This is a genomic window from Erwinia sp. V90_4, from assembly GCF_029967685.1.
Lineage (GTDB): Bacteria > Pseudomonadota > Gammaproteobacteria > Enterobacterales > Enterobacteriaceae > Erwinia > Erwinia aphidicola.
The window spans coordinates 15,209-25,749 of sequence record NZ_JASCAQ010000076.1 but is presented as its reverse complement, the minus strand read 5'-3'; the positions used below and the strand labels follow the sequence as shown (position 1 = coordinate 25,749).

Here is a 10,541-nt window from a genome sequence, read left to right as displayed (position 1 = left end):
TGGTTGTTGAACTGATCAAACCAATCGCAATGGACGACGGTCTGCGTTTCGCAATTCGCGAAGGCGGCCGTACCGTTGGTGCTGGTGTTGTTGCTAAAGTTATCGCTTAATTGTGATGATTTGAACTGGCGGAGTTCGCTCTGCCAGAGCAAGAGAAAAGAGCGCTTCGGCGCTCTTTTTTTATGGGTGAAAGAGTGGGCGTGGTGAGCTAATAACCATTGTAATAATAACGATTCGTATTTACACTATTGGTCGGAAAATGTTCTGAGGTTGGTGTATGTACGTTTGTTTGTGTAATGCAGTCAGTGATAAAACTCTGCGCGAAGTCGTCCGTCGCTATCAGCCCAAATCTCTTCAGCAGCTACGCCAGCTGGTACCGGTCGGCAAACAGTGCGGGAAGTGTATTCGTGCCGCGCGCGAGATTATGGAAAGCGAATTGCAGCACGTGCCGCAGTATAAAGAAATAGCCTGACATTTAGTGCGCATTTCTTCGCCACTTTTTTGACTAATGCCCTTACTAATCTTACGCTTTTATAACCTGGAAGCGGAGGATACAACATGAAGGGCGATAGTAAGATCATAACTCATCTCAACAAACTGCTCGGTAATGAACTGGTGGCCATCAATCAGTATTTCCTGCATGCACGCATGTTTAAAAACTGGGGCCTGCAGCGGCTGAACAATGTGGAATACCACGAGTCCATTGATGAGATGAAGCACGCTGATAAGTACATTGAGCGCATTCTGTTTCTCGAAGGGCTGCCGAACCTGCAGGATCTGGGACGGTTACGTATTGGAGAGGATGTCGAAGAGATGCTGGCATCCGACCTCGCGCTGGAACTGGAAGGGGCAAAGGATCTGCGTGAAGCTATCGCTTACGCCGATAAAGTCCACGACTATGTTAGCCGCGATATGATGATTGAAATTCTTGCCGATGAAGAACACCACATCGACTGGTTAGAAACTGAATTAGAGCTGGTGAAAAAACTGGGCATCCAGAACTATCTGCAAAGCCAGCTCAAAGAGCAGGCGCAGGCGTAATTTGTGGTTATTTTAAGCAGTGGCACGCAGTCACCCTGGCCATAAAGCATCTGGACTGGCAGGGCAGGGTGGTTGCGATCTCTTCTCCCGTTTTCTCCTTCCGCTAACAAAAGCGACAACGCTGTTGCTTTCCCCCCCGATGTACGTATAATACGCGGGCCTGCCAATATGGTCAGGCGCGATTCAATATGAGTCGCAGGCAAGTGCGAAAGTGCTCGCCAACAATACTCGCGATATGCGGGTTATGTGCTCAACGATTACACTCCTCCATCAATCGTAATGGATGCGAGTAGTAATTCTTTTCGTTTATAAATAATTGGAGCTCTGGTCTCATGCAGAACCAAAGAATCCGTATCCGTCTTAAAGCGTTTGATCATCGTCTGATCGATCAATCAACTGCGGAAATCGTAGAGACTGCCAAGCGCACTGGTGCGCAGGTACGTGGTCCTATCCCGCTGCCGACCCGCAAAGAGCGCTTTACCGTTCTGATCTCCCCGCACGTCAACAAAGACGCGCGCGATCAGTATGAGATTCGCACTCACAAGCGTCTGGTTGACATCGTTGAGCCAACCGAAAAAACGGTTGATGCTCTGATGCGTCTGGATCTGGCTGCAGGTGTTGACGTGCAGATCAGCCTGGGTTAATCAGGTCATTGAGCGATTGAGAGGTTGAAACAATGATTGGTTTAGTCGGTAAAAAAGTGGGTATGACCCGTATCTTCACAGAAGATGGCGTTTCTATCCCTGTAACCGTGATCGAAATTGAAGCAAACCGCGTTACTCAGGTCAAAGGCCTGGAAAACGACGGTTACACTGCTATCCAGGTAACTACCGGTGCTAAAAAAGCAAACCGTGTAACTAAGCCTGAAGCAGGTCATTTTGCTAAAGCTGGCGTTGAAGCTGGCCGTGGTCTGTGGGAATTCCGCACCGTTGAAGGCGCAGAGTTCACTGTAGGTCAGAGCATTAATGTTGACATTTTCGCTGACGTGAAAAAAGTTGACGTGACTGGAACATCTAAAGGTAAAGGTTTTGCCGGTACTGTAAAGCGCTGGAACTTCCGTACTCAGGATGCTACTCACGGTAACTCCTTGTCACACCGCGTACCGGGTTCTATCGGTCAGAACCAGACTCCGGGCAAAGTGTTCAAAGGCAAGAAAATGGCAGGCCAGATGGGCAACGAGCGTGTAACTGTTCAGAGTCTGGACGTTGTACGTGTTGACGCTGAGCGCAACCTGCTGCTGGTTAAAGGTGCAGTACCCGGTGCTACCGGTTGCGACCTTATCGTTAAACCAGCTGTGAAGGCGTAAGGGGATAGCAATGGAATTAGTATTGAAAGACGCGCAAAGCGCGCTGACTGTTTCCGAAACTACCTTCGGTCGTGATTTCAACGAAGCGCTGGTACACCAGGTTGTTGTTGCTTATGCAGCAGGTGCTCGTCAGGGTACTCGTGCTCAGAAGACTCGTGCTGAAGTAACTGGTTCAGGCAAAAAGCCATGGCGCCAGAAAGGCACCGGCCGTGCGCGTGCAGGTTCTGTAAAGAGCCCAATCTGGCGTTCAGGTGGTGTGACCTTCGCTGCGAAGCCACAGGACCACAGTCAAAAAGTTAACAAAAAGATGTACCGCGGCGCGCTGAAAAGCATCCTGTCCGAACTGGTACGTCAAGATCGTCTGATCGTTGTCGAGCAGTTCTCTCTGGAAGCTCCTAAAACGAAGCTGCTGGTAGAAAAACTAAAAGACATGGCTCTGGAAGACGTGCTGATCATCACTGGCGAACTGGAAGAGAACCTGTTCCTGGCCGCTCGCAACCTGTACAAGGTTGACGTACGTGATGCAGCGGGTATCGACCCAGTTAGCCTGATCGCCTTCGACAAAGTCGTTATGACTGCTGATGCAGTTAAGCAAGTTGAGGAGATGCTGGCATGATCCGTGAAGAACGTCTGCTGAAAGTACTGCGCGCGCCGCACGTATCTGAAAAAGCATCTGCTGCGATGGAAAAAACTAACACCATCGTTCTCAAAGTTGCGACTGACGCGACCAAAGCAGAAATCAAAGCCGCTGTACAGAAACTTTTCGAAGTAGAAGTTGAAGTCGTGAACACTTTGCTGGTTAAAGGCAAAACTAAGCGTTCTGGACAGCGTATTGGTCGTCGTAGCGACTGGAAAAAAGCTTACGTCACCCTGAAAGAAGGCCAGAATCTGGACTTCGCAGGCGGCGCTGAGTAAGTCGGAGGAGAAGAACAATGGCAATTGTTAAATGTAAACCGACATCTCCGGGTCGTCGCCATGTAGTTAAAGTGGTAAACGCGGAGCTGCACAAGGGCAAACCATTTGCCCCGCTGGTTGAGAAAAACAGCAAATCCGGTGGCCGTAACAACAATGGTCGCATCACTACCCGTCATATCGGTGGTGGTCACAAGCAGGCTTACCGTATTGTTGACTTCAAACGCAACAAAGATGGTATCCCAGCGACCGTTGAACGTCTTGAGTACGATCCGAACCGCTCTGCGAACATCGCACTGGTTCTGTACAAAGACGGCGAACGCCGTTACATCCTGGCCCCTAAAGGCCTGAAAGCTGGCGACCAGATTCAATCTGGCGTTGATGCTGCGATTAAAGCGGGTAACACCCTGCCAATGCGTAACATCCCAGTGGGTTCTACCGTGCATAACGTAGAAATGAAACCAGGCAAAGGCGGTCAGATTGCTCGCTCAGCTGGTACTTACGTGCAGATCGTTGCGCGTGATGGTTCTTACGTTACCCTGCGTCTGCGTTCTGGTGAAATGCGTAAAGTCGAAATTGACTGCCGCGCGACCCTGGGCGAAGTCGGTAACGCTGAGCACATGCTTCGCGTTCTGGGTAAAGCCGGTGCAGCTCGTTGGCGTGGTGTTCGTCCTACCGTTCGCGGTACTGCGATGAACCCAGTCGATCACCCGCACGGTGGTGGTGAAGGTCGTAACTTTGGTAAGCATCCAGTGTCCCCATGGGGCCTGCAGACCAAAGGTAAGAAGACCCGTAGCAACAAGCGTACCGATAAGTTTATCGTACGTCGCCGTAGCAAATAATTTTAGAGGATAAGCCATGCCACGTTCTCTCAAGAAAGGTCCTTTTATTGACCTGCACTTGCTGAAGAAGGTAGAGAAAGCTTTGGAAAGCGGAGACAAGAAGCCACTGCGCACCTGGTCCCGTCGTTCAACGATCTTCCCTAACATGATCGGTTTGACCATCGCTGTCCATAATGGTCGTCAGCACGTTCCTGTCTTTGTTTCCGACGAAATGGTCGGTCACAAACTGGGTGAATTTGCACCGACTCGTACTTATCGCGGCCACGCGGCTGATAAAAAAGCCAAGAAACGCTAAGGCAGGAGGAAGAGATGGAAACTATCGCTAAACATCGCCACGCTCGTTCTTCTGCACAGAAGGTTCGCCTGGTAGCGGATCTTGTACGCGGTAAGAAAGTGTCGCAGGCTCTGGACATTCTGACCTACACCAATAAGAAAGCGGCTGTACTGGTCAAGAAGGTCCTGGAATCTGCCATTGCTAACGCCGAACACAACGATGGCGCTGACATTGATGATCTGAAAGTCACGAAAATCTTCGTAGACGAAGGCCCAAGCATGAAGCGCATTATGCCGCGTGCAAAAGGTCGTGCAGATCGCATCCTGAAGCGCACCAGCCACATTACTGTGGTTGTGTCCGATCGCTGAGACTCTGGAGACTAGCAATGGGTCAGAAAGTACATCCTAATGGTATTCGCCTGGGTATTGTTAAACCCTGGAACTCTACCTGGTTCGCAAATACCAAAGAATTCGCTGACAACCTGGACAGCGACTTTAAAGTTCGTCAGTTCCTGACTAAAGAACTGGCTAAAGCATCCGTCTCTCGTATCGTTATCGAGCGCCCAGCTAAGAGCATCCGTGTGACTATTCACACCGCTCGTCCTGGCATCGTTATCGGTAAGAAAGGTGAAGATGTAGAAAAACTGCGCAAGGTCGTAGCGGATATCGCTGGCGTTCCTGCACAGATCAATATCGCCGAAGTCCGTAAACCGGAACTGGACGCTAAATTGGTTGCTGACAGCATCACTTCACAGCTGGAGCGTCGTGTGATGTTCCGTCGTGCTATGAAGCGTGCTGTACAGAACGCAATGCGTCTGGGCGCTAAAGGGATCAAAGTTGAAGTTAGTGGCCGCCTGGGCGGTGCAGAAATCGCGCGTACCGAATGGTACCGTGAAGGCCGCGTGCCGCTGCACACTCTGCGTGCAGACATTGACTACAACACCTCTGAAGCGCACACCACTTATGGTGTAATCGGCGTTAAGGTATGGATCTTCAAAGGTGAGATCCTGGGTGGTATGGCTGCTGTTGAACAACCGGAACCGGCTGCTCAACCTAAAAAGCAGCAGCGTAAAGGCCGTAAGTAAGGAGAGTCGCTGATGTTACAACCAAAGCGTACAAAATTCCGTAAAGTGCATAAAGGCCGCAACCGTGGTCTGGCGCAGGGTACGGATGTTAGCTTCGGTACTTTCGGTCTGAAAGCTGTTGGCCGTGGTCGTCTGACTGCTCGTCAGATCGAAGCAGCACGTCGTGCTATGACCCGTGCAGTTAAGCGTCAAGGTAAAATTTGGATCCGTGTATTCCCGGACAAACCAATTACCGAGAAGCCGCTGGAAGTGCGTATGGGTAAAGGTAAAGGTAACGTAGAGTATTGGGTTGCCTTGATCCAGCCTGGTAAAGTCCTGTATGAAATGGACGGCGTACCGGAAGAGCTGGCCCGTGAAGCATTCAAGCTGGCAGCAGCAAAACTGCCTATCAAAACCACCTTTGTAACTAAGACGGTGATGTAATGAAAGCAACAGAGCTGCGTGAAAAAAGCGTTGAAGAGCTGAACACTGAGCTTCTTAACCTGCTGCGTGAGCAGTTCAATCTGCGCATGCAGGCAGCATCCGGCCAACTTCAACAGACTCACGTCTTGAAGAATGTTCGTCGTGATGTTGCACGCGTTAAGACTTTACTGACTGAGAAGGCGGGTGCGTAATGACCGATAAAATCCGTACTCTGCAAGGTCGTGTTCTGAGCGACAAAATGGAGAAATCCATTGTTGTGGCAATCGAACGTGTTGTGAAGCACCCGATCTACGGGAAATTCATCAAACGTACGACCAAACTGCACGTACATGACGAGAACAACGAATGTGGTATCGGCGACGTGGTAGAAATCCGCGAATGCCGTCCACTGTCCAAGACTAAGTCCTGGACGCTGGTTCGCGTTGTAGAGAAAGCGATTCTGTAATAGAATCTGCCGTCTCTAAAAAATAAGATAAACGGCTCGCAAGAGCCGTTTATTTTTTCTACCCATATTCAGGAAGCAGTGTTATAATGCTGCGCCCTCAATAATGGGGCTTTTATACGACCTGAATCAGGTCCCGAAGTAGTAGTTGACATTAGCGGAGCACTAAAATGATCCAAGAACAGACTATGCTGACCGTCGCCGACAACTCCGGTGCACGTCGCGTAATGTGTATCAAGGTTCTGGGTGGCTCGCACCGTCGCTACGCAGGCGTAGGCGACATCATCAAAATTACCATCAAGGAAGCAATTCCTCGCGGTAAGGTTAAGAAGGGTGATGTGCTGAAAGCGGTAGTGGTGCGCACCAGGAAGGGTGTTCGTCGCCCGGACGGTTCTGTCATTCGCTTCGATGGTAATGCATGCGTTATTTTAAACAATAACACTGAGCAGCCTATCGGAACGCGTATTTTTGGGCCGGTAACTCGTGAGCTTCGTACTGAAAAGTTCATGAAAATTATCTCTCTGGCACCAGAAGTACTCTAAGGAGCGAAAAATGGCAGCTAAAATCCGTCGCGATGACGAAGTTATCGTGCTGACCGGCAAAGATAAAGGTAAGCGCGGTAAAGTAAAAAATGTTCTGTCTTCAGGCAAACTGATTGTTGAAGGTATCAACCTGGTTAAGAAGCACTCAAAGCCGGTTCCGGCTCTGAACCAACCAGGTGGCATCGTTGAAAAAGAAGCTGCTATTCAGGTTTCTAACGTTGCGCTCTTCAACTCGGCAACCGGTAAGGCTGACCGTGTAGGCTTTAGATTCGAAGACGGCAAAAAAGTCCGTTTCTTCAAGTCTAACAGCGAAACTATCAAGTAATTTGGAGTAGTACGATGGCGAAACTGCATGATTACTACAAAGACGAAGTAGTTAAACAACTCATGACTGAGTTTAGCTACAATTCTGTCATGCAAGTCCCTCGGGTCGAGAAGATCACCCTGAATATGGGTGTGGGTGAAGCGATCGCTGACAAGAAACTGCTGGACAACGCAGCAGCTGACTTAGCAGCAATCTCCGGTCAAAAGCCGTTTATCACCAAAGCACGCAAGTCAGTTGCAGGCTTCAAAATCCGTCAGGGCTATCCGATCGGCTGTAAAGTAACTCTGCGTGGCGAACGCATGTGGGAGTTCTTTGAGCGTCTGATTTCTATTGCTGTTCCACGTATCCGTGACTTCCGTGGCTTGTCCGCTAAGTCATTCGATGGCCGTGGTAACTACAGCATGGGCGTTCGTGAGCAGATCATCTTCCCAGAGATCGACTATGACAAAGTCGACCGCGTTCGTGGTTTGGATATCACCATTACCACTACTGCGAAATCTGATGATGAAGGCCGCGCACTTTTGGCTGCTTTTAACTTCCCGTTCCGCAAGTAAGGCAGGGTTACTGATGGCTAAGCAATCGATGAAAGCACGCGAAGTCGTTCGCGTGAAACTGGCTGACAAGTACCGCGCTAAACGCGAGGAACTGAAAGCTATCATTTCTAGTGTGAACTCATCCGACGAAGAACGTTGGAATGCTGTTCTCAAGCTGCAAACTCTGCCGCGTGATTCCAGCCCGTCTCGTCAGCGTAAGCGCTGCCGTCAAACTGGCCGTCCACATGGTTATGTGGGCAAATTCGGTCTGAGCCGTATCAAGTTGCGTGAAGCCGCCATGCGCGGTGAAGTACCTGGCTTGAAAAAGGCTAGCTGGTAATTACCAATTGAATCACGGGAGTAAAGACAGATGAGCATGCAAGATCCGATCGCGGATATGCTGACCCGTATCCGTAACGGTCAAGCCGCGAACAAAGTTGCGGTCACCATGCCTTCCTCCAAGCTGAAATTGGCTATTGCCAACGTGCTGAAGGAAGAAGGCTATATTGAAGAATTTAAAGTCGAAGGCGACACCAAGCCTGAACTGGAACTGACTCTTAAGTATTTCCAGGGCAAGGCAGTGGTAGAGAGCATTCAGCGTGTAAGCCGTCCAGGTCTGCGTATCTACAAACGCAAAGACGAACTGCCAAAAGTTATGGCTGGACTGGGTATCGCTGTTATCTCTACCTCTAAAGGTGTTATGACCGATCGTGCCGCACGCCAGGCTGGTCTTGGCGGCGAAATTATCTGCTACGTAGCTTAATCGGAGGAATAAATGTCTCGTGTTGCTAAAGCACCAGTCGCGATTCCTGCCGGCGTAGAGGTAAAACTCGACGGTCAGGTTATTTCGATTAAAGGTAAAAACGGCGAGCTGACTCGTACGCTCAACAAAGCTGTAGAAGTTAAGCATGCTGACAACACCCTGACTTTCGCTCCGCGCGAAGGTTTTGTGGATGGTTGGGCGCAGGCAGGTACTTCTCGTGCACTGTTGAACGCTATGGTTATCGGTGTTACCGAAGGCTTCACTAAGAAGCTGCAGCTGGTTGGTGTAGGTTATCGTGCAGCCGTTAAAGGCAACTCTGTGAGCTTAGCCTTGGGCTTCTCTCACCCGGTTGACCACGCGCTGCCAGCGGGAATCACTGCTGAATGTCCAACTCAGACTGAAATCGTGCTGAAAGGCGCTGATAAACAGCTGATTGGTCAGGTTGCAGCCGATCTCCGCGCCTACCGTCGTCCTGAGCCTTATAAAGGCAAGGGTGTTCGTTACGCCGACGAAGTCGTGCGTACCAAAGAGGCTAAGAAGAAGTAAGGTAACACTATGGATAAGAAATCTGCTCGTATCCGTCGTGCGACCCGCGCACGTCGCAAGCTCAAAGAGCTGGGTGCTACTCGCCTGGTGGTACATCGTACCCCGCGTCATATTTACGCACAGGTAATCGCACCCAACGGTTCTGAAGTCCTGGTCGCTGCTTCTACTGTAGAAAAAGCTATCAGTGAGCAACTGAAGTACACAGGAAACAAAGACGCTGCCGCTGCTGTTGGTAAAGCAGTTGCTGAACGCGCAATCGAAAAAGGCATCACTGGTGTTTCTTTCGACCGTTCTGGTTTCCAATATCATGGTCGTGTCCAGGCACTGGCAGATGCTGCCCGTGAAGCTGGCCTACAGTTCTAAGGTAGAGGTGTAAGATGGCACACATCGAAAAACAAGCTGGCGAACTGCAGGAAAAGCTGATCGCGGTAAATCGCGTATCTAAAACCGTAAAAGGTGGTCGTATTTTCTCCTTCACAGCTCTGACTGTTGTTGGTGACGGTAACGGTCGCATCGGTTTTGGTTACGGAAAAGCGCGTGAAGTTCCAGCAGCGATCCAGAAAGCGATGGAAAAAGCTCGTCGCAATATGATTAACGTCGCGCTGAACAGCGGCACCCTGCAGCACCCTGTTAAAGGCGTGCACACAGGTTCTCGCGTGTTCATGCAGCCGGCTTCTGAAGGTACCGGTATCATTGCCGGCGGTGCAATGCGCGCCGTACTGGAAGTCGCTGGGGTTCATAACGTCTTGGCTAAAGCCTACGGTTCCACTAACCCGATCAACGTGGTTCGTGCAACTCTGGATGGCCTGGCCAACATGAATTCCCCAGAAATGGTCGCTGCCAAGCGTGGCAAATCCGTTGAAGACATTCTGGGGTAATGACCATGGCTAAGACTATTAAGATTACACAAACCCGCAGTTCGATCGGTCGTTTGCCTAAACACAAGGCAACGCTGCTTGGCCTGGGTCTGCGTCGTATTAACCACACCGTAGAGCGTGAAGACACGCCAGCTGTACGCGGTATGGTTAACGCGATTTCCTACATGGTTAAAGTGGAGGAGTAACAGATGCGTTTAAATACTCTGTCTCCGGCCGACGGCTCCAAGCACGCTTCGAAACGTCTGGGCCGTGGTATCGGTTCAGGCCTCGGCAAAACCGGTGGTCGTGGTCACAAAGGTCAGAACTCACGTTCTGGCGGTGGCGTACGTCGTGGTTTTGAAGGCGGCCAGATGCCTCTGTATCGTCGTCTGCCGAAATTCGGTTTCACCTCTCGCAAAGCAATGGTCACTGCAGAAGTTCGTCTGTCTGACCTGGCGAAAGTTGAAGGCGGTATCGTCGACCTGAACACGCTGAAAGCAGCAAACATTATCGGTATTCAGATGGAGTTCGCGAAAGTGATCCTGTCTGGCGAAGTTTCTGCACCGGTAACGATTCGCGGTCTGCGTGTCACTAAAGGCGCTCGTGCTGCAATCGAAGCTGCTGGCGGTAAAATTGAGGAATAAGTAGCAG

General features: G+C 50.4%; 23 protein-coding genes and 1 pseudogene. All 24 read left to right on the top strand.

Annotated elements, in window-relative coordinates; genetic code table 11:
- Nucleotides 1-110: pseudogene (locus tag QLG07_RS23910) on the top strand (elongation factor Tu); the annotation flags it as partial.
- 167 nt (nt 111-277) lie between these two features.
- Nucleotides 278-472: a bacterioferritin-associated ferredoxin gene (gene bfd, locus QLG07_RS23905; protein WP_048917640.1), complete on the top strand. Its 195-nt coding sequence runs from the start codon at nt 278-280 to the stop codon at nt 470-472.
- An 86-nt stretch (nt 473-558) separates the two neighbouring features.
- Complete coding sequence (gene bfr / locus QLG07_RS23900; RefSeq protein ID WP_048917639.1) at nt 559-1,041, top strand: bacterioferritin; 483 nt, start codon at nt 559-561, stop codon at nt 1,039-1,041.
- Between the two features lie 332 nt (nt 1,042-1,373).
- Nucleotides 1,374-1,685 (top strand): 30S ribosomal protein S10, encoded by a 312-nt coding sequence (gene rpsJ, locus QLG07_RS23895; protein ID WP_001181005.1) that lies wholly within the window; start codon nt 1,374-1,376, stop codon nt 1,683-1,685.
- A gap of 32 nt (nt 1,686-1,717) precedes the next feature.
- The gene (gene rplC, locus QLG07_RS23890) at nt 1,718-2,347 is read left to right on the top strand and encodes a 50S ribosomal protein L3 (protein WP_048917638.1); all 630 of its coding nucleotides are present in this window, start codon (nt 1,718-1,720) and stop codon (nt 2,345-2,347) included.
- Nucleotides 2,348-2,357: 10 nt separating this feature from the next.
- Nucleotides 2,358-2,963 carry a 50S ribosomal protein L4 gene (gene rplD / locus QLG07_RS23885; RefSeq protein WP_023656564.1) on the top strand — a complete coding sequence of 202 codons (606 nt, stop codon included), beginning with the start codon at nt 2,358-2,360 and terminating at the stop codon, nt 2,961-2,963.
- Entirely contained in the window at nt 2,960-3,262 is a 303-nt protein-coding gene (gene rplW, locus QLG07_RS23880; RefSeq protein ID WP_048917637.1) for a 50S ribosomal protein L23, read from the top strand. The genes rplD and rplW overlap by 4 nt, the downstream gene beginning before the upstream one ends.
- A 17-nt stretch (nt 3,263-3,279) precedes the next feature.
- Entirely contained in the window at nt 3,280-4,101 is an 822-nt protein-coding gene (rplB, locus tag QLG07_RS23875; RefSeq protein ID WP_048917636.1) for a 50S ribosomal protein L2, read from the top strand.
- Nucleotides 4,102-4,117: 16 nt separating this feature from the next.
- Nucleotides 4,118-4,396, top strand: a complete 279-nt coding sequence (rpsS, locus tag QLG07_RS23870) for a 30S ribosomal protein S19 (RefSeq protein ID WP_004160590.1) — start codon at nt 4,118-4,120, stop codon at nt 4,394-4,396.
- 14 nt (nt 4,397-4,410) lie between these two features.
- Complete coding sequence (gene rplV, locus QLG07_RS23865) at nt 4,411-4,743, top strand: 50S ribosomal protein L22 (protein ID WP_000447532.1); 333 nt, start codon at nt 4,411-4,413, stop codon at nt 4,741-4,743.
- Between the two features lie 17 nt (nt 4,744-4,760).
- On the top strand, nt 4,761-5,459 hold the full coding sequence (gene rpsC / locus QLG07_RS23860) for a 30S ribosomal protein S3 (RefSeq protein ID WP_002919766.1): 699 nt from the start codon (nt 4,761-4,763) through the stop codon (nt 5,457-5,459).
- Nucleotides 5,460-5,471: 12 nt separating this feature from the next.
- On the top strand, nt 5,472-5,882 hold the full coding sequence (rplP, locus tag QLG07_RS23855) for a 50S ribosomal protein L16 (protein WP_002438716.1): 411 nt from the start codon (nt 5,472-5,474) through the stop codon (nt 5,880-5,882).
- Nucleotides 5,882-6,073 (top strand): 50S ribosomal protein L29, encoded by a 192-nt coding sequence (gene rpmC / locus QLG07_RS23850; protein WP_048917635.1) that lies wholly within the window; start codon nt 5,882-5,884, stop codon nt 6,071-6,073. Before rplP ends, rpmC begins: the two co-directional genes overlap by 1 nt.
- Nucleotides 6,073-6,327, top strand: coding sequence for a 30S ribosomal protein S17 (gene rpsQ, locus QLG07_RS23845; protein ID WP_048917634.1), 255 nt, complete (start codon nt 6,073-6,075; stop codon nt 6,325-6,327). The genes rpmC and rpsQ overlap by 1 nt, the downstream gene beginning before the upstream one ends.
- Nucleotides 6,328-6,494: 167 nt before the next feature.
- Nucleotides 6,495-6,866, top strand: a complete 372-nt coding sequence (rplN, locus tag QLG07_RS23840; RefSeq protein WP_048917633.1) for a 50S ribosomal protein L14 — start codon at nt 6,495-6,497, stop codon at nt 6,864-6,866.
- Nucleotides 6,867-6,876: 10 nt separating this feature from the next.
- Nucleotides 6,877-7,191 (top strand): 50S ribosomal protein L24, encoded by a 315-nt coding sequence (rplX, locus tag QLG07_RS23835; RefSeq protein ID WP_048917632.1) that lies wholly within the window; start codon nt 6,877-6,879, stop codon nt 7,189-7,191.
- Between the two features lie 14 nt (nt 7,192-7,205).
- Nucleotides 7,206-7,745: a 50S ribosomal protein L5 gene (gene rplE, locus QLG07_RS23830; RefSeq protein WP_013204126.1), complete on the top strand. Its 540-nt coding sequence runs from the start codon at nt 7,206-7,208 to the stop codon at nt 7,743-7,745.
- 13 nt (nt 7,746-7,758) lie between these two features.
- Nucleotides 7,759-8,064, top strand: coding sequence for a 30S ribosomal protein S14 (rpsN, locus tag QLG07_RS23825; protein ID WP_048917631.1), 306 nt, complete (start codon nt 7,759-7,761; stop codon nt 8,062-8,064).
- 30 nt (nt 8,065-8,094) lie between these two features.
- Nucleotides 8,095-8,487, top strand: a complete 393-nt coding sequence (rpsH, locus tag QLG07_RS23820) for a 30S ribosomal protein S8 (RefSeq protein ID WP_048917630.1) — start codon at nt 8,095-8,097, stop codon at nt 8,485-8,487.
- Between the two features lie 12 nt (nt 8,488-8,499).
- Nucleotides 8,500-9,033 carry a 50S ribosomal protein L6 gene (rplF, locus tag QLG07_RS23815; RefSeq protein ID WP_048917629.1) on the top strand — a complete coding sequence of 178 codons (534 nt, stop codon included), beginning with the start codon at nt 8,500-8,502 and terminating at the stop codon, nt 9,031-9,033.
- A 9-nt stretch (nt 9,034-9,042) separates the two neighbouring features.
- Entirely contained in the window at nt 9,043-9,396 is a 354-nt protein-coding gene (gene rplR / locus QLG07_RS23810; RefSeq protein WP_004160572.1) for a 50S ribosomal protein L18, read from the top strand.
- Nucleotides 9,397-9,410: 14 nt separating this feature from the next.
- Nucleotides 9,411-9,911, top strand: a complete 501-nt coding sequence (gene rpsE / locus QLG07_RS23805) for a 30S ribosomal protein S5 (RefSeq protein WP_048917628.1) — start codon at nt 9,411-9,413, stop codon at nt 9,909-9,911.
- 5 nt (nt 9,912-9,916) lie between these two features.
- Nucleotides 9,917-10,096, top strand: coding sequence for a 50S ribosomal protein L30 (gene rpmD, locus QLG07_RS23800; RefSeq protein WP_004160569.1), 180 nt, complete (start codon nt 9,917-9,919; stop codon nt 10,094-10,096).
- 3 nt (nt 10,097-10,099) lie between these two features.
- Nucleotides 10,100-10,534 carry a 50S ribosomal protein L15 gene (rplO, locus tag QLG07_RS23795; protein ID WP_048917627.1) on the top strand — a complete coding sequence of 145 codons (435 nt, stop codon included), beginning with the start codon at nt 10,100-10,102 and terminating at the stop codon, nt 10,532-10,534.
- Nucleotides 10,535-10,541 lie beyond the last annotated feature (7 nt).